Origin of the sequence: Mycoplasma sp. CSL7503-lung (assembly GCF_025515455.1) — a bacterium.
Lineage (GTDB): Bacteria > Bacillota_I > Bacilli_A > Mycoplasmatales > Metamycoplasmataceae > Mycoplasmopsis.
In genome coordinates this window covers 1-19,332 of the sequence record NZ_JAOPHP010000011.1, presented here as the reverse complement: position 1 = coordinate 19,332, position 19,332 = coordinate 1, and the positions used below count along the sequence as shown (strand labels likewise).

Annotated in this window: 17 protein-coding genes; 7 read left to right on the top strand and 10 right to left on the bottom strand. The window is 25.1% G+C overall.

Annotated elements, in window-relative coordinates; all coding sequences use genetic code 4:
* Positions 1 to 109 precede the first annotated feature (109 nt).
* Both mnmG and N9R85_RS02070 read left to right on the top strand, forming a co-directional pair.
* Positions 110 to 1,930: a tRNA uridine-5-carboxymethylaminomethyl(34) synthesis enzyme MnmG gene (gene mnmG / locus N9R85_RS02075; protein ID WP_396888749.1), complete on the top strand. Its 1,821-nt coding sequence runs from the start codon at positions 110 to 112 to the stop codon at positions 1,928 to 1,930.
* On the top strand, positions 1,930 to 2,364 hold the full coding sequence (locus tag N9R85_RS02070; protein WP_262858374.1) for a 23S rRNA (pseudouridine(1915)-N(3))-methyltransferase RlmH: 435 nt from the start codon (positions 1,930 to 1,932) through the stop codon (positions 2,362 to 2,364). The genes mnmG and N9R85_RS02070 overlap by 1 nt, the downstream gene beginning before the upstream one ends.
* Before the next feature lie 195 nt (positions 2,365 to 2,559).
* Here the strand turns inward: N9R85_RS02070 and N9R85_RS02065 are convergent, their stop codons facing one another.
* From N9R85_RS02065 to N9R85_RS02055, 3 genes are all read right to left on the bottom strand, one after another.
* A complete protein-coding gene (locus N9R85_RS02065; protein WP_262858373.1) occupies positions 2,560 to 3,333 on the bottom strand; it encodes an MAG0110 family membrane protein in 774 nt (257 codons plus the stop codon).
* 64 nt (positions 3,334 to 3,397) lie between these two features.
* Positions 3,398 to 5,458, bottom strand: coding sequence for a leucine-rich repeat protein (locus tag N9R85_RS02060; RefSeq protein WP_262858372.1), 2,061 nt, complete (start codon positions 5,456 to 5,458; stop codon positions 3,398 to 3,400).
* A 139-nt stretch (positions 5,459 to 5,597) separates the two neighbouring features.
* A complete protein-coding gene (locus N9R85_RS02055) occupies positions 5,598 to 6,704 on the bottom strand; it encodes a hypothetical protein (RefSeq protein ID WP_262858371.1) in 1,107 nt (368 codons plus the stop codon).
* Between the two features lie 414 nt (positions 6,705 to 7,118).
* On the opposite strand from N9R85_RS02055, the gene rpsD reads away from it, so the two are divergent.
* From rpsD to asnS, 5 genes are all read left to right on the top strand, one after another.
* On the top strand, positions 7,119 to 7,718 hold the full coding sequence (gene rpsD, locus N9R85_RS02050) for a 30S ribosomal protein S4 (protein WP_262858370.1): 600 nt from the start codon (positions 7,119 to 7,121) through the stop codon (positions 7,716 to 7,718).
* 19 nt (positions 7,719 to 7,737) lie between these two features.
* A complete protein-coding gene (gene rpmE, locus N9R85_RS02045; protein ID WP_205852212.1) occupies positions 7,738 to 7,953 on the top strand; it encodes a 50S ribosomal protein L31 in 216 nt (71 codons plus the stop codon).
* A 178-nt stretch (positions 7,954 to 8,131) separates the two neighbouring features.
* Positions 8,132 to 8,476: a 30S ribosome-binding factor RbfA gene (rbfA, locus tag N9R85_RS02040; RefSeq protein ID WP_262858369.1), complete on the top strand. Its 345-nt coding sequence runs from the start codon at positions 8,132 to 8,134 to the stop codon at positions 8,474 to 8,476.
* Positions 8,476 to 8,943, top strand: a complete 468-nt coding sequence (locus N9R85_RS02035) for a YhcH/YjgK/YiaL family protein (protein WP_262858368.1) — start codon at positions 8,476 to 8,478, stop codon at positions 8,941 to 8,943. Before rbfA ends, N9R85_RS02035 begins: the two co-directional genes overlap by 1 nt.
* A gap of 1 nt (position 8,944) precedes the next feature.
* Entirely contained in the window at positions 8,945 to 10,303 is a 1,359-nt protein-coding gene (gene asnS, locus N9R85_RS02030) for an asparagine--tRNA ligase (RefSeq protein ID WP_262858367.1), read from the top strand.
* 824 nt (positions 10,304 to 11,127) lie between these two features.
* Here asnS and N9R85_RS02025 read toward each other — a convergent pair.
* The 7 genes from N9R85_RS02025 to N9R85_RS01995 form a co-directional block, all read right to left on the bottom strand.
* Positions 11,128 to 11,271 (bottom strand): hypothetical protein, encoded by a 144-nt coding sequence (locus tag N9R85_RS02025; RefSeq protein WP_262858366.1) that lies wholly within the window; start codon positions 11,269 to 11,271, stop codon positions 11,128 to 11,130.
* A gap of 260 nt (positions 11,272 to 11,531) precedes the next feature.
* Positions 11,532 to 12,890, bottom strand: a complete 1,359-nt coding sequence (locus tag N9R85_RS02020) for an HNH endonuclease signature motif containing protein (protein ID WP_262858365.1) — start codon at positions 12,888 to 12,890, stop codon at positions 11,532 to 11,534.
* A complete protein-coding gene (locus N9R85_RS02015) occupies positions 12,890 to 13,570 on the bottom strand; it encodes a sugar-phosphate nucleotidyltransferase (RefSeq protein ID WP_262858364.1) in 681 nt (226 codons plus the stop codon). The genes N9R85_RS02020 and N9R85_RS02015 overlap by 1 nt, the downstream gene beginning before the upstream one ends.
* Before the next feature lie 1,280 nt (positions 13,571 to 14,850).
* Positions 14,851 to 15,663: an ABC transporter permease gene (locus tag N9R85_RS02010; RefSeq protein ID WP_396888747.1), complete on the bottom strand. Its 813-nt coding sequence runs from the start codon at positions 15,661 to 15,663 to the stop codon at positions 14,851 to 14,853.
* Positions 15,664 to 15,701: 38 nt separating this feature from the next.
* On the bottom strand, positions 15,702 to 16,652 hold the full coding sequence (locus N9R85_RS02005; RefSeq protein ID WP_262858362.1) for an ABC transporter ATP-binding protein: 951 nt from the start codon (positions 16,650 to 16,652) through the stop codon (positions 15,702 to 15,704).
* A gap of 105 nt (positions 16,653 to 16,757) precedes the next feature.
* A complete protein-coding gene (tig, locus tag N9R85_RS02000; RefSeq protein ID WP_262858361.1) occupies positions 16,758 to 18,107 on the bottom strand; it encodes a trigger factor in 1,350 nt (449 codons plus the stop codon).
* Between the two features lie 49 nt (positions 18,108 to 18,156).
* The gene (locus tag N9R85_RS01995) at positions 18,157 to 19,158 is read right to left on the bottom strand and encodes an NAD(P)H-dependent glycerol-3-phosphate dehydrogenase (RefSeq protein WP_262858360.1); all 1,002 of its coding nucleotides are present in this window, start codon (positions 19,156 to 19,158) and stop codon (positions 18,157 to 18,159) included.
* Between the last annotated feature and the right edge of the window lie 174 nt (positions 19,159 to 19,332).

The following is a 19,332-nucleotide window of genomic DNA, read 5'->3' as shown; positions in this document are numbered from 1 at the left end:
AAAAACTATAAAAGTTAAAAATAACGTCATTTTTATGTTGTTTTTAACTTTTTTTACCTCTTTTTAAAATAAAACATTAAATTTGGTAAAATATTAAATTATGTTTAAGATAGAAAAAAATTATGACGCAATTGTAGTTGGTGGTGGTCATGCAGGCGTTGAAGCCACTTTTGCTTTAGCTAACAAAGGACACAAAGTAGCTTTAATTTCATTTGACTTAAATCGTTTGGCCATGATGCCATGTAATCCTTCTATTGGAGGACCGGCTAAGGGTATAATAACTAGAGAAATTGATGCTTTAGGTGGAGTACAAGGTTATTTTTCCGACTTAGCAATGATTCAAATAAAAATGTTAAATGAATCAAAAGGACCAGCTGTTAGAGCACTTAGAGCACAAATTGACAAAGATAAATATTCAAAAATTATTCATGAAGCACTTGAAAAACATTCAAATATTACTTTAATTGAAGCCGTTGTTGAAGAGGTTATAACAGATCAAAATAATACATTTAAAGGTTTTCAAGTTGAAGGAATTGGTTTAATAGAAGCTAAAGTAGCTGTTATTACAACTGGTACTTATATGAATTCTAGAATTTTACGTGGAGATGAAATTACAATAAGTGGACCGGATAATCAAAAAACAACGCCTAAATTAAGTAAATCACTTGAAAAACTAGGTTTAGAACTACAAAGATTAAAAACAGGTACTCCTGCGAGAGTTTATGCTGATTCTATTGACTTTTCCGAGGTTGAAAAAGAAGTTTTAAACGATACTGCACTAACATTTTCATCGCGTTCTGGGGTTAAATTAGCAGAACAAATTTCATGTTATCTAACATATACAAATGAAGAAACACATAAAATAATTGAAGATAATATTTCTAAGTCTGCAATGTATTCAGGTTTAATTAAAGGAATTGGACCTAGATATTGTCCAAGTGTTGAAGATAAAGTAATGCGTTTTAGAGATAAAGAACGTCATCAAATTTTCTTCGAACCTGAAACTGCAGATGGAAGTATCATTTATGTTAATGGTATGTCGACATCTATGCCAATAGATGTTCAAGATAAAATGTTAAGAACTATACCAGGACTTAAAAATGCAAGAATTCAAAAATGAGGGTATGCAATTGAATATGATGCGTTAAATCCCTTACAAATTTCAAGTTCATTAGAGTCAAAAGTTATTGGTAATTTATTTACTGCAGGTCAAATTAATGGAACAAGTGGATATGAAGAAGCTGCTGCACAAGGTTTAATAGCGGGTATAAATGCAGGTCAAAAGTTAGAAAATAAAGAACCTCTTATTTTAAGAAGAAGTGATGCTTATATCGGTGTTTTAATTGATGATTTAGTAACAAAAGGTACTAAAGAACCTTATAGAATGCTTACAAGCAGAGCTGAATATCGTTTATTACTTAGAAATGATAATCCTGATATCAGATTATCAAAACATGGTCATAACGTTGGTTTAGTTAATGATAATGATTACAAAAAAGTTATTGACAAATATGATTTAATCAACAAAAAAATAGAAGAATTATCTAAAGAATTTGTTTCATCTAAAAGTGAAATTGGAATCAAATATAAAATTGAGAATGGTGTTTCAATGTTAAAAGCTTTAGCAAGACCCGATGTGGATGCTAAAGATATTTTAGGAGATTTCGAATTTAAAAATGAATTAACAACAATGGTTCGTTTAGATGGTTATATTAGAAAACAAGAATCATTAGCGAATCGTATGTCTAAATTAGATAATTTTAAAATACCTGAGAATATAGATTATCGACAAGTGGCTAATCTGGCGACTGAAGCAATGCAAAAACTTGAACAAATTAGACCTAAGACTGTCGGTCAAGCATCTCGTATTTCGGGAATTAATCCAGCCGATATTCAAATGTTAATGTTTCATATAGCTTCTCAAAAATAATGAAATTAAATATTATTGCAGTAGGTAGTTTATCTAAGGAATATCAAGTTCTTTTTAATGATTATTTAAAAAAAGTTAACTTTTTCACTAAAGTTAACTTGATAGAAATTAAAGAACAAAAAATACAAAATATAGAATTGAAGAAACAAAAAGAAACAGAATTAATATTAGAAAAAATACCTAAAAATTCACAAGTTATTTATTTATCTACGCAAGCTAAGCAAGTTACATCAGAAGAATTTAGCGAACAAATTACAAATACAGATAATATAACTTTTGTAATTGGAGGATCAAACGGGGTTATAGAAACATATTTTAATAATAAATTAAATTTTTCTAAAATGACCTTCCCACATCAACTTTTTAGAGTAATGCTTATCGAACAAATATATAGGGCATTTACAATTAAAAACGGAATTACATATCATAAATAAAGTAAGTAGTAGCTTACTTTATTATATAAATAGTAGTCTTAGGTTTATAAAATTCTGTTGAATATTATCAAATTTTATAAAATAATAAAAACAACAAGCACGCTTACTAAGTATTAGTGCTTGTTGTTTTATTTGTCTTTATATTAATTTATATTAAGTTAGAATTTTATTTTCCTAATATAAGTAATACTATTCTTAATTATCTCTTGAAAAAGATAAAAGTCTTAAAATATGTATTAACATTGATGAAGTGCTAACAAATAATCTAGTAGCTAAATTAATCGCATAGCTATATATTTGAGAATTTGAAGATACATAAGTAAAGTTTTGAATCTCTTTTTTTACATAGTAAAACTCAAATATTGTTGCTCCTGATATAAAAAGAACACTTAATAATGAATAGTATCATTGAACTTTTAAAACAAAGAAAGAAACGAAAAATAAGACCATAAGAGCAATACCTAATAATGTCATTGTTATTTTAAGTATATGTTTGTTAATTAGTTCGAAATAACCTATTGTAGCACAAACCATTAAAATTAATAATGGTAAACATGATATTAAAAGAAAGTTTGTGTAACTAAAAGTGTTATTACTTGCGTTCATTGATGAAACTCTTTCAGTTGTTTTAAAAATAAATAAAAATCCTGTTATTATAGAAGTTCATATTATCAAATTAAAAGTTGCTAGCAAGGATGATTTTAGTAAACTCATATTATTATTTCTAATAAAAAATGAAATTATAAAATTAGAAACAACACCGAATAATATTAAGCCTAGTGCTATAAAAAACACTCGACCACTATATCTAGAACTATATAACATTTTCTCTAATATAGAACTACCTAAAATAGATAATAATATTGTTAAAATAAACAAGAATGCATAAATAAAAGTTGTTATAAAAATAACTTTTTTAGCACCGGCATATGCTTTACCTTCTGCAAAAATTTTTCTAATGTTTTCCATAATTTAAATTATATTATTTTTTAGAATTAAACAAAAAACTTCCTTTATATAAAGGAAGCATTTTTTAATTATTTTGAATGATTTCATATCTAAATGAATGTTTTTTCGCGAAGTCTTCAACATATTTGTTATGTTTATATGTTTTTAGTGTTATATTTTTAAGTTGCCAAAAGGCGTACTCACTAATATTTTCAATTGTTGATGGCAAAATAACATATTCTAATTTTTTAAGAGTATTAAATGTGTAATCAACAATATCTGTTATTCCTTCGTTTAATGTAACGGTTTTAATGTTATCTTTGAATGATATTTCTTGTCCTTGGAATTTAACGTTTGAATTGACAACTAAATTTGTTAGCCCGTTTGGTATAGAAATTATTTGTGAAAAGTCATTATTGTATAAAACCCCTTTATATGAAGCGAAAGAATAATTTCCAGGTTCTACTTCAATACTTTGCACAACACTTGATTCAAATAAATCTTTACCATCGTTTAATGTTGATGTTTCTTTTGGTATTACAATATTTTTTACATTTAAATTATTGGGAGTCATTAATATTTTTTCAAAGTTTTTACTATATAAAATACCATTTTGTGAAGCGAAAAATTTATTATCTTTTGAGACATCAAAAGCATATGTACCTTTAGTTCCGGGGTATTCAATGTGTTTTACAAATTGTGGTATATGTAATGTTCTTACTTTATCGTTATTTAAAATAGTATCAGAAATATTTTCAACAACAATTTCATCTAATTTATCAGGAATATTAGGGTTATCAACCAGTGCATCTTTAACTGATAATCCATTTCAATATTCATATATAACATTTTCTTTTCTAAAATCTAAATCTAAAACACGTTCAACCATATGATCATTTGAAATTTCTTCAGGTGATAATCTAAAATATCTTTCATTTACAACCCCTCAGGTTGTATCTGAAAAGAATCATTCATTAGTTTCGGGATCTTGTATTGCGTTTCATTGGTGAGCTCCAGCAGAAGATCAACCAATAACCATAATTGTTTTAATGTCTAGTAAATCTAAAAATGCTTTATATAATATACTATAACCACCACAAACAGCATATAAATATTGTTTAACTTCATATGGATTTAATTTAGCTTGATTTGCTTGTCTAGCATATTTTACTTTTTTAGTAATTCAGTTAAATACAAGTCTTATTTGTGCTTTTTTGTTTGTTTCACCATTTATTATAGTTTCATTTAGAAATCTTCTTAATTCTTCTTTTTGTTGCGAGGTATAGTTATTTTGATTAAAGTCAGTTATATTTCCTTTAGCTAAATCTATAAATTCTAAAGCTTTTTTATTTACTAAAGATCTAACTGGGTCCACACTTGTGTTTCCGTCTTTTGTAGATCTTTCTATGGCTTCGAGTTCAGGATAGTTACTATAATCGTTTTTAGGAGAAGATTCTTCTTTTTTAACATTATTTTTATCAAAATTCCCTGCATAATATTCAGGTTTAATATCTTCTTGTGAACTTAAAGTATTTTTTAGATTGGTAACTTCGCTAAATTTTCCTTTTAATTCACTAAGAATTTTGTTGTAATTTTCAAGCTCTTGTTGATCAAACTTAAGTGGAGTTTCTATTTGATCCAAATTTTCGGTAACCTTATCTATTGTGTCAAACAATATTTCGTATTTATACATTGTATTTTTTTCTGATTTAGTTTCATTATATAAATTTATAAAGTTTTTTTGTTCATTAACTAAATTTTCGTATGCGTCTAGTACGCTTTTTTTGATATTTTGTTCATCTTCTTTAGATTTATCATTATTTTTATTTGATTCTTCTTCGGGATTATTTTTTGTTATTGAATCAACATTTTCTTTAGTAGTAGTTTCTTCTGCGTTATTGTGGCTTAGACTATCTGTTTGTTCATTATTACTATTAATAGATTGATTACTATTTTCTTTATTGTTTACTTCTGAAGAATCCTTAATTTTTAAGTTATCTTCTTTTTCTTTTGGTTTGTCTTTTGAATTGTTATTAGTTACTATTTTATTTTGTTGTTCTTTCATTGGTGAACACGAAATTAAAGTTATAAAACTTGTTCCTAAAATAGGAATAAGTAAACTTTTAAGTATTTTATTTTTTTTCATTTTTATTTCCTTATACAAACTTTAAGTTTTAAAAAACTTACTTTAATTATAATATACAATTGAATAATTAAGTTTTTTTAAAAATAAATGGTTTTTTATTGCAAAATAAAAATAGAACACTTGGATCTATTTTTATAAGTTATTCTTGTGTTTCTGCCGTTTCTTCATCTTCTGATTGAGAACTTTCGGATGTTACTGATTCTCCATTAGAATTTTCGGTTTCTTCATTATTAGGAGATGTTTCTTTATTCATAGTTTCTTTTTTAAGTTTTATATCATCTATAATTTTTCTTATTTCTGCTTTAAGTTCATTAGCTTTTTCTTCTGAAAGTGTTTCTTTAGATTCGTTAAGTTTTTGTTTAAAATCATTAATATTTTTCATTAGTTCATCTGAAAGGGGTTTATATTTTTCATCACTTAATTCATCTATATCATAATCGTAAGCTTCTAAAATTATATCTTCTATTTCTCCATACATTCTCTTTCTTTGTTCTTCTTCTGGGTTTTCTTGTTTTTCTTCATTTTTACTATTAGAATTTAATTCTTCACCTTCACCTTGCTCTTCTCTGGTTTCTTTTGTTGTGTCTTCAACACTTGAATTTTTACCATCGATAGCTTCTTTTTTAGCTTTTACATCTTCTAAAAGTTCATTAAGACGATTTATTACATTTTGTGCTTCTTCGTCTGTTAAATTTCCTTTTAAATAACCTGTTTCTTTTAATGTATTATTTATTCTTGATTTCAACTCATTTGATAGATCGTAATATTTGCCATCTTCATCATCTGCAAGAGTATCGTAGTAACCTCAAGCTTCATTTAATTTTTTACTTGCTTGTTGTTTTAAAGAATTCTCATCTTCATCCTCAGAATCGCTTGAACCACCTGATCATACTGAACCTGAACTATCTGAATCACCTTTAAGTAATCCGACTAAATTTGATAAAACTGATGAACCGAAAATTCCACCATCATCTTCATCTTCATCAGAATCTGAATTTGCTTCTTCTTCTGTCTCTGTATCTGTTTCGTTTGTTTCTTCTGTCTCTGATTCATTAGTTGTTTTTGTTATTGATTCAAGAATTCCGGTTTCTTTTTCTTTGCTTTCTTCTGTTGTTTCTTTATTTTCTTTTTCTTTTGATTCTTTTGAAGCATTAGTTTCTACTTGATTTGAACATGATGCAACAACAATTACACTTGACCCTAATAATGGGAGAAGCATTTTTTTAAATAATTTTATTTTTTTCATTATTTCCTCATCTTTTTATATATGTTTTATTATGTAATAGTCATTTAAATTAATATGACTTAGTATTATGAAGACTAAATTTTTTAATCTTATATTACCAATTAGTAATATAAACAAATTATACAACATATAATGTAATGCTGAAAATATTTTTTAAATAATTAACTATTTTTTAAAAATTTTAATATATTAAAAAATGTCTTAGTTTGAGGGAAATAAACTTATAAATATTATTTATAAAAATGTGTAAAAATGATAAAATAATAAAGCATAAATTGAGTACAGCAGTTTATTATAACTAAGAAAAATTTAACATGTCAAACTTTGTTAGTAGATTAAGCTGTTTAATTGAAAACATTAAGTTAAACTTTAATAGTTAGAAATAAACCCTCATCCTATGCAGAAAGAGGAAAAATGTCAAGATACACAGGACCAGTTTTCAAAAAAGCTCGTCGTTTAGGTTTTTCTATCTTAGAAACAGGTAAAGAATTTTCAAAAGGTAGAAAAAGAACTTACGCACCAGGGCAACACGGAAACAAAAGAGTTAAATTATCAGATTACGGATTACACTTATACGAAAAACAAAAAGTTAAACACTTATTTGGTGTAAACGAAAAACAATTACGTAAAGCTTTTGAAAAAGCTGTTAAAGCTAAAGGTGTTACAGGTACAAACTTATTACAATTACTTGAAACACGTTTAGATAACGTAGTTTATAGAGCTGGATTTGCAACAACAAGAAGACAAGCTCGTCAACTTGTTAACCACGGACACTTTACATTAAACGGTAAAAAAGCAAACATCCCATCAATGGTAGTTTCATTAGGTGATGTTGTTGAATTAAAAGAAAAATCAAGAACAAACAAACAAATTTTAGAGGCTTTAGAAACAAAACAAGCTTCAGCTTGAATGACAAGAAAAGACTTTACAGCTAAATTAGATAGATTACCAGAAAGAACAGAAATTCATTCAGAAATCAAAGACGCTTTAGTTGTTGAGTTCTACTCAAAATAGTCGAAAGGATCGGAAGAATATGAAAAAAGATTTACATCCTGCTTATTATGAAGTTCAAGTTGCTTGTTCAACATGTCAAAAAGAATTTACTTTTAAATCAACAAGAAAAAACTTTACAGTTGACGTATGTTCAAACTGTCATGCAGTGTTCACAGGAAACAAAACTCAAATCAAAGCTACAGGTAGAATTGATAGATTTAACAAACGTTTACAAAAATCAAACGCAAATAAATAATTATTACAAAAAACATCAAGAACATAATGGTTATACTTGATGTTTTTTTAATGTTTTTTATTTAATATAACTTGCAAATATAAAATGATAATTTTCTTAATAAAAAATCGGAATTTAATATATACCAGCCTTATTTTTATATTAAATTTTAAATAAAATATTATATAATTTAAAACATATGAATAACATAAACTTAAAAAGAAAAGAAGCATTAATTAGAAATATGATTGCAGATATTTTATTTAATGAAATAACAAATAAAAATATTATTGATCCAGTTGTTATGGATGTTGAATTATCATCTGATTTAAGTTATTTAAAAGTATATGTAAACCTATTTTCTAATAAAGAAAAAGGTTTAATTGCACTTAATAATTCTGCAGGTATTATAAAAAAAATCTTATCTAAAAGACTAAATTGAAGAAAAGTTCCTACAGTTAAATTTTACTTTGATGATGTATCTACAATCGGTAGCAGAATAGATCAAGTTTTATTGAAAATAAAGAGCGAGGAAAATAATTAATGATATATGACAAAATAGTTAATTCAAATATTTATCAAACTAAATATCCTTCTTTAAATAAAGCTCTAAAATTATTAACGGAATTTAATTTTGATAATTTAGATTTTGGTATTACCCAAATTGATGACAAAATAAAAATTGTTAAAATGAAATATAAAGAACTATTTCCTGAAGAGACATTCGGAGAAATTCATTCGAAAAATGTTGATATACATATTTTCGCAGGTGAATGTGATGAAATTTTTGGTTACGATCTAAATCCCGAGTATTCAGATAAAAATGTTTTGTTAAATAAACCAGAAAATGATGTTGTTTTTGTTAACTATAATAATAAAAACAATTATTTACGTCTAAGTAAAGGTTATTTTGCATTATTTTTACCTGGAGAATTACATTGTCCTTTAATTACAGATAAAACAAAAGAAGAAATAACAAAAATAATAATAAAAATAAATATTGAGGAATAATATGCATACTATTAAAAAAATGATTTTAAAACCTAATTTTTATGATGGTTGAAGCGAAGTTGCTCTTAAAGGTTGAGTAGCTTCTAATAGAGGTAGCAAGAAAATTCGTTTTCTTGAAATTAATGATGGTTCAACTGTTAAAAATTTACAAGTAGTTTTTAAGGGCGAACAATTTGATTTTGATATTTTAGATCAATTAAGAGTTGGCACTGCAATAGAAATTTTAGGTTCTTTACACGCAACTCCAAACTCACCTCAACCAATTGAAATGAAAGCCACAGAATTAATAGCTTACAAAAATGTTGATGAAGATTTTCCAATTCAAAAGCAAGAAATGAGAACCGAAACATTAAGAGAAATTCCACACCAAAGACATAGAACTAATTTATTTAGATCAGTTATGTTGATTCGTTCAACTTTAGCTCAAGAAGTACATAAATACTTTATAAATAAAGGTTTTTATTACATGAATAGCCCTATTATTACAAGTAACGATGGAGAAGGAGCAGGGGAAACATTTTTAGTTGATGATTCAACAAAAGAAGGTAACTTCTTTGGAAAAGGAAATAAGGCTAGCTTAGGTGTTACAGGACAATTACATGGAGAAAGTTATGCATTAGGTATGAATAAAATTTATACTTTTGCACCTACTTTTAGAGCTGAAAATTCAAACACTAAAAGACACTTAGCCGAATTTTGAATGATTGAGCCTGAAATGTCTTTTTATGATTTAAATAAAACAATTTTATTAGCAGATGATATGCTTAAAGTTGTTATTAGAAACACTTTGTCAATAAACAAAATGGAAATTGAATACTTAAACGAACATGTTGATAATAACTTAATTTCTCGTTTGGAAAGTTATATTAATACTCCTTTAAAAATTGTGGATTATAAAGAAGCTATTGAAGAATTGTTAAAAGTTAGAGATAGATTTGAAAACCAAGATATTAAATTTGGTTTAGATTTAGGTAGCGAACACGAAAAATACTTAACTGATGAACTTTATAAAGCTCCTGTTGCAGTAATAAACTTCCCTAAAGATTTTAAAGCCTTTTATATGTATCAAAATGAAGATGGTAAGACTGTTGCTGCTTTTGATTTACTAGTTCCTGGAGTCGGTGAACTTATTGGTGGTAGTCAAAGAGAAACAAATTATGACAAATTAGTTCAACGTGTAAATGAATTAGGCATTGATCAAAAAGATTTACAATGATATCTTGATTTAAGACGTTTTGGTCACATGCAATCTTCTGGTTTTGGAGTAGGGTTTGAAAGGCTTGTAATGTATGTCGCAGGTATGGAAAACATTAGAGATACTATTCCTTACCCAAGAACACCAGGAAACATTAAGATGTAATAAAAAAAGTAAGTTTAGGCTTACTTTTTTATTATTTTGAGTTATGATAATGATCCCTTATAAATTATTTAATTTAATTAATAAATTTAGAAAAATAATACTCAACTTAAATTTATATTCTTTTTTATCCTATTTATTGGGTTGAAATCTTTTTTTATTTTTTATGTAAATGACTCTATTTCCTATATTTGGTAATTTGTTGAAATTACTTGAAAAGAAAATATTCTTACATTGTTAGTTTTTGATAACACCAAATTTTGTAAAACTAATAGTATATTATGGCTGTATGCTGCTATATTTGAGGTTAAAATAGGAGAATATTTTCTACGTTATTAATATAATATATTTTTTCATCTTTTTGTAAGTTAAATTTTTAAATTATTCTCGACTGTAGTAATACTTATCTTTAACTTTCATATTTATAATCCAACAATATCAGTAATAGTTTTTTAGCATTCAAAATTCAAATTTTCATACTTTACTTTATCTATAAATGTAACAATTCAAATTATTTTATTATTTTGTTTTACACTCCCGTACAATAGTATTTAATGTTTTATACTTAACATAATATTTTTCTCTAATGAATTTAATATTGCTCTAAAAGTATTTCATTTATCGCACTCAGGTTAATCTTTTCCATTTTTCAAGAAAATTATTTTAGTTTTTTCTTTAAACATTCTTTCTAATTCCAAAAATAAATTTTCTCTTCCGTTTTATTATAGACACTTTGTTGATAGTATACAAGATTAAGGCTTACCTTTAAAAATTATGAATAAATTAGAAATTTTATTGTTGATCATTTCTTACATTAACTAAATTTTTTATAGGTTTTGAGATGCTTTTTTATTATATTCGTTAGCAAAACAAACTATCTTAGAACATTTTTTAAAGTCTAAATCTATACAGTCAACTATTGTTAAAAAACTTATTGATTGTATTTTTTTGATATATGCCATTTTTTGCATTTGTCGAAAAATTTTAATAAATATAAAATATTTATATCCTTTCATTATGATTTTAATCTCTTTTTCTTTTTTTGTTTTGTAATAAATTTCACTATTATTTTTTATTTCAACTTCATCAATTTTTATATCAATGAAATCATGTTCTTTATATTTTTGGTTTTTTATATGAATGTTATAAAGTTGTATAGAAAAAAGTTTAAATTAAGATTTAATTTATTCATAATTTTAACTTCTTATTTTATAAACTTACTATAGAAAATTTAATTATTTTTTAGAATATTATTATTTATTCCTATTCTTATATGGTGTTTTTTTACATAAATACTAAGTCTTTTTTTGAATTCAATAATATTATTACCCCTAATTTCTAGTTTCTTCTCTTTTAATCTTTCAGATATTTTTTTTGCTAATTCATTCTTGGTTCAATCGATAGATTTAACTTCTATTTCTCATCTTTCTTCATTAAATTTGAATTTTTTTTCATTAAGATCAAAATAAATAAATCCCATTTCAAATTCTTTATCATGATTAGGACACAATAAAAATCCGTTTGCACCATCAATCACTTGTGATTGAGCCTCCTCTTTTGTTATTGTTCCATTTTTAAAATCAGATTTTATGTCGGTAAAACGATGAATGTGGCTTGCTACTAAATTTAATGGGTAGTCGCAAGTGAAACATTCATTTTTAAACTTATAATGTTTTAAAATTTTATTTTTAAAGACAGATTGTCTTCTTTTTATATCATCTTCTGTGTCTATTTCATTATCGATATTTATATTTTTTTGTTCATCAAAAATATTTACTATATTGAAGCCCATATTTCGGATTAGTTTTAACTTTTTTTTATAACTTTCTTTTTCATAATTTTCATATATTATAAAATTTAATTCATTAATTTTTCATTCCTTACGTTTCATAGATAAAAGTTTTAACGAAAGAAATAAATCGCCTCACTTAGCTCCGTCAAAAATATCACTTTTTTTACTTGTATTCTTCTCATTATCAAGTCCATAAACATTTATAGTATTATTATCTTCTGCTAACAATCAAAATCCGTTGTTTGAATTGTTATTTTCTTTCGATTGTTTCATTGCGTTTAAGTATGAAAACAAATCATCATCAAAAAATGTTCTATTAATATTTAGTGAACGACTAAATTCAATATTTATTAATTTCATTTCACAAATTGTAATCCGAATATTTGTTGAATTCTCTGGAGGAATAAAACCTCTTTTGCTATCTACAAATTTGTAAAATGAATAAGGATTTAATGATACTTTTATTGGTAATTTTTTATTTTTAGAATTGGAAAAATTATATACTGGATAGAATCCTTGTGATAAAAAAGTATTTCTCCCTACTGTTTTAAAATTATTATCTAGTGCCATAGAAAAAAATACGACAAATTCGTTGTTAACAATAATTCCTTGAAATCTTTCTTCTATTTCTTCAAAAATACACTCATCATATTTTTTTGTTATATATTTATCAAAATAAATTGTTTCATATATTGCTTTATTAGACAATTTTGTTAAATCATCATTTTTATTAGTTTGGAATTTTGTGTTTAAATTTTTGTATAAATTAGATGTTACTTGAATTTTTATTTTTTCCATTAATAATATTCCTTTTTATCGTTTTTATAATCAACACCTTTTCATACTTGAATATCTTTTTTAAATAAATTATTACATATTCACATAGATGCAAAACTAGGTCTATCTAATTTCATCACATCATAATTTAAGTGATCTTTTGTAAAGCACATTCTACGTTTTAAGTGAACATATTGAATTCTTTTAAATTGTTGTAATTTATCACAAAATTTTTCGCTATTTAGAGCTTGTATTCCGAAAATTAACGCTCAAGGCTTTTCTTTTCCGAATTCTAGAATTCTTTCTAACAAATTGTGTTTATTTCTAAAAGGTGGATTGGAAATTATTATATCTCATTTTTCGTTCGGCTCATACTTATAAAAATCTTGTTCATATAATAAGTGAGAATATATCACTTTATAACCATAATCATTAAATGCTTTAACAAAATTTGAGTTATCTAAATCAAAAGGACATCATATAACCATATCTTTAGGTATCTTAGCTTCTTTTATAAAAAATTCAACATCCTCATAAGTTGTATATCATTCATCATCATTAGAATAACGAAATGCTTTAGTTATGTCTGTAGAATTTCTACTACGAATAGTTTTGCTTTGTTCCTTCATAAAACTAATTATTCCATCTTTTGTGATCAGTCCGTTAGCATCATTTATTGGTTCTTTTTTTATTTTTTTCATATTTATAATTTATTACTTTCTTACTATTTAAATATTATTTCTAAATAAAAATATAGTTTAAATCAAAAAAATAATTTATTTGATCAACTATATTTCAAGATATAATATATTTTATATTAATATTTTATCATCTATCAATAATTAGATTAATAATTTATTTATATTATTGTTTTTAAAGATAAAATAAATCACGAAAAAAATTGAATTTATAGAGGGTTTGAAAACAAAATAGGTTTAACGTATTATTTCACAATTACACATTTATTTTAAAGGGATCAACCTGCTTTGATTTCAGAGTCTCAATTTAAATGCCGAAAATAAAGAAATTAAATTTTCGATTATTTGAATATATTCTCCAATAAAATAAGATATTAAGAATTATCAAATATTTTGTTGATAATATAACTGATTAATTAGATCTAAATTAAAAAGGAAAATCTAATACATAGTTGGTTTTATAATTAATGGTGTTTATTACTTAGTCATGAATACTTTAATTGTAAATTAATTGAATATATCCGATTTAATTAAACCCGATTTCAAAGAATGTAACAAAAATTAATTATGACTATTTAATTCATAACTTGTATTTGTGAGCTATTTCTTATAATGATAAAACACAAAAGTAAGTAAAATGAATATAGCACTATTAAAATTATGAAATCTAACAACGGAATAATAACATAAAAGAATTATCTAAACATAAGTTCCATTTATGATTTCTAACAAATATGGTTAAAAAAGAGAGCTTAAAAAATGTTACATTAGTCCTAATTATTATAATTATGATGAAAACTATTTTTTTAACTAAGAAATAATGTAGTAATTTTTTCTGATTAGATAGCACTTTATCTTCATGATTCAACAGACAGAATATCGTTTACAAAGGAAGTGACAGTAAAACAAGGTTATAATACTTGAAAAATAAAAGATAAAATAATTGTCCACCAATTAAAAAAAGAGTGATACAATCTAGGTATAACAAAAATTAAAACATAAATGGGTAATGTTGTAAATGTTTATGATATGTCGAGAACACTTTGTGATCTAGTTAGAGACAGAAAAAATCAAGATACAGAATTTTTTCTAAAGCATGAAATTATTATCTTAAAAAAATGATAAAGATATATTAAAACTCAGAAAATATGCCGAGGAATTTGGCACATCTAAGAAAATTGAAGAAATACTTGTGGTTATTGTGTATGAGCAAAGATAGTATTGTAGAAAAATTAAAACTCCAAATCTAAATCAAATTTGGAGTTTTAATTAAATGTTATTTTTTACTTGACTTTATGTACTTTAATCACAAAATTAAGTGTAAACATTAATGCAATTCAACTAGTTGCATATAGGAACGATCCTCATCATTTTATATCTTGTCCTAATAAAATATAGAATTCAAAACTTGCGTTACTTTGGTTTACAAATGATAAGTCTTTTAGTGCGAAATATTTAATTAAATTACTAATTTGGGTAGCAGGTATTAAACTTGATATCTCAGCAAGTGCTCTTGGGAATGTAATTAGTGGAACAAAAGCACCAATTAAAAATCCTGCGATACCACTTAAAGAAGCACTTAAAGCACTAAAAGCAGCACTATTAGAAACATAACTAAATATAAATACAAAAATAGCACTATTTAAAATACATCCAATTATAATGCTAAACCAAATATACATTCCTTTTGCAAACGGAATTGTAGTTTGGTTGTTCACAATGAAAGTTTTGTTTCCTAACATTCAAAAAATACTTATTAGATACATTAGTGTTGTAATTAAAATATTTAAAAATATATTGAATAGCAGGTAACTTAAACGTATGACGCTAGTTTTAACAGGTGTCATATATAAATCATTTAATATTTTTCTCTCAGAGTCAGTAACCATAACACTTGATAAACTAATTGCATTTGTAAATGTGGTTACTGATAAAAGTCCAATCATTAAACTTATATCGGCATATTGGTTTTTAATAATTTCAGGAGTTTGTTTTGGCATTTGGCCAATGTAAATATTTCTTGCGAATAAGGCGAAACATAAAAGTACAATCATAGGACTCATAAAGGTAAAGAAAATTTTTTTTATCTTTTGCAAAGATTAAAAAATGTCTTTTAAATAAATTTCCTAACTGACTAAACATTTTTACCTCCGAACTGTTCAGTTACATTTAAAAAAACCTCGTCCATTGAACCTTTGAAAAATTCGTAATCTTCAATATCTTTGATGTGTTCTTTAATTCATCCTGATCCTTCATTGTAGTCTTTAAATTTAATGGTATAAACATTATTGTTTATTTTAAAATCTAAGTTTGATTTTAAAATAGAGTCACTTAATTTGCTTGTCATCTTATAAATTTTAATTTGAGAGCTTGAATATTTTGATTTTAGTTCTGATGGAGTCCCTTCGACTAATTTTTCACCTTTTTGAATTATTATTGCTCTATTACAATTGTTTGCTTCTTCCATATAATGAGTTGTAAGTAAAATAGTTAAATTTCTATCTTTTTGTATCTTACTAAGTATTTCTCAAACAAGCTTTCTAGAATTTGGATCTAAACCTGTTGTCGGTTCATCTAAAAATAAAATTGAAGGCTTATGAACAAGTGCTCTTGCAATATCAACTCTTCTTTTTTGCCCACCACTAAGATGTGCATAATTTCTATTAACAAAATCATTTAGTTGGAATTCATCAATAATTTCATTTACAACTTCTTTTGGAGTTTTATCTTTAAAAAAAGATTTATAAAGATTGGCTCTAACTAATAAATTCTGATATACGTTTAGGCCAGGATCTAAAATAGACTCTTGAAATACAATTCCTATTTGATTTCTAATTGAAACTATGTCCTCATCAATATTTTGACCATTTATTAAAACTTCACCCGCATCACGTTTTAGTAAACCTAAAATTATATTTAATGTAGTTGTTTTGCCTGCTCCGTTTAAACCTAAAAAACCAAATAATTCTCCTTTATTGACATTAAAAGAAATGCCTTTTAACGCTTTATATTTTTTAAAACTTTTTTGTAAGTTTTTGATTATAATAACTTCCTTATTTATCTTGTTTTCTTCTTTTGAGTTCACATTCCCTCCTTCATATATTTCTTATTATATAACTTTCAAAAAATATTTTTAAAATGAAAAAATGTTTCAAAAAAATCAGGAGAATATCCTGATTTTTAAATATTATTAGAATGTGAATTTTAATTTTAATGCTAATTTTTTATATTCTTCTGCATCTTTATCTTTTTTCAATAATACAAGCAATTTGTAGTTAAATGCAATTGTCTTAACAAGTTCTAATTTTGTTTTTTCAATTTCTTGAGCTGAGTTTCCAGGTATACCTTTTTCACCGCTTAATTGTAATTTTTCCTTAAATTCTTTGAAATCTTTATCTTCTTCGTTTACTTTAAGTTCACCAAATAAATATTCATGAACTAATGATTTTTTAAGTTCAGAACTTGCTATTTTGTTGAATTCTTCATTTAATTCTTCTTCTGTTGTTTTAACGAATGAAAGATATTCTTTTCTTTTTAATCCGTATTGTTTTAATGAATTGTTAAAATCATCTTCTAATTTTTTTATTCTATCTTGTAATAATTGACGATTAATTTCTAATTTTGACTTGCTAATAATTTCTTCAATAGTCTCTAATTCAAATTGTCTAATTGATTCTAAAAAGAACTCAACTTCTTTTTTGTTTTTTAATAATTTTTCAAACTCTTTTAAAGTTTCAACTCCGTCAATTTTAAACTCTTTTACGAAATCGTCATTAAATTCAAATTTTGAAGGTCTTTTGATTGCGTTTATTGTAACTTGGAATGTTGCTTCTTTATCTCTATATTCTTTAACAAAGTAATCTGTAGGGAATTTAACAACTACATCACCTTTATAACCTGTTTTTTTACCAACTAATTGATCTTCAAAACCTGGAATAAAAGTTTTTGAACCTAATAATAAATCGTGTCCTTGAGCTTCTCCACCTTCGAAAGCAACGTCATCAATAAATCCTTTAAAGTCGATATTTACTGTATCACCTAAAACTGTTTTTTCGTTTTTGTCTTTAACTTCTTCAAGACCGTTGAATTTTTCTGAAATTTCTAATTTTGCATCTTCAACTTCTTTTTTGCCTACTTTTTTAAAGTTGAATTTAGTTTCAATACCTTTTAAAGTAAGTTTTTTTAGATCAGGCATCATAGGGAAATTGTAATTAATTACTAAGTCACCGTTTTCTTCGTTTTTAATATCTAATTCATGAAATTGTAAAACTACAGCTAATTTATTTTCTGAGATATATCTAGCAATTTCAGAGAATTTATTTCTAGCTAAGTTATTAATAAGTGTTGTAAAAACATCTTCTTTATTAACGTATGATCTTAGTTTTTCAATTGGAGCTTTACCAGGTCTATAACCAGGAACTTTAACTTTTTGAGCTTTTTTATCTATTGATTCATTAAATAATTTTTGAAATTCATCTGATTTAATTGTGTATGAAACAACAACTTGAGAATTTTTAACATCTTGTGTATGTTTAATCATTTTACTCCTTATTTTATATTATAAATATAATATAATTTTACATTATTTTTTAACTATTTTTAGTTATAAAATCACATATTTTCATGTGTTCTTTTTTGTTTGAAAGTATTTCTATAATATTTTCAAAAAACGGAACATTTATTTGATTATTTTTAATTATTTTTTCTAATGATTTAGCGGTTGTATAACCTTCTACAGTGCCGTTTGTTTTTTCTAAAGCAACATTTATTCCGAATTCTCCAATCATTGTACCGAATGTGTAATTTCTGCTTTTTACCGATGTGCAAGTTAAAAAAGTATCACCTATACCTGCAAATTGGTAAACAAAGTCATTATCTACATTGTTTGTTAGTTTACGATATATTGTTATCATCTCTTGAATACCAATTGTAATTAATGCTGCGTTTGTATTTTTACTTTCTGTTGCGATAGAAGCTATTCCTAGTCCTATTGCAAGAACATTTTTTAGAGAAGCGAATAGCTCTAGTCCTATTTCGTTACTATTTTCTACTAATTTAAAATAATTATTATTAAAATTTTGTATTAATTTTTCGTTATATTCTTTGTTTTCACCAACAATATTTATAACAGTTAACTCTTTATTAAAAATTTCAATAGCGAAAGAGGGTCCTAAAAGTGTTGCTAAATTTTTTAAATTTTTGTTAAATTTTCTTTTGATAAATTGACTAAAAAAAAGTTCTGTAGAAGGTTCTATACCTTTTGATAAATTAATTAAATTGATTTTTTTAAATTTAATTAATCCACTTATTTGTTTTAACACAGATTTTATTGCGTTTGAAGGGATGGCTAGGATTATAAAGTTAGAATTTAAAACAACTTCAGATAAATCGTTTGTAGCAAAAATATTTTCTTTATTAAAAAAGTTATTTGATCCAAAGTACTTTTGATTATGTCCATCATTGATGTCCTGAATTTCTTTTTCATCAATGCCATACATCGATATTTTTTTATTATTGTAAGATAGAACATTAGCTAGTGCACTACCATATGCTCCCGTCCCAATAAAGCCAAAGTCATATTTATATTTCATAATATATATTATATTCTAATAATATAAAAAAAGGTATAAAAAAAATGGTAAGTTAGGTGAAAAAAATTTGACACTCCAAAATAAAGGAGTGTTATTTTTATGTCCAAACATTTTACATTTGAACAAAAAGTTAAATATTGCAAAATTATTGATCAAACCGATTTTAAAACAGCA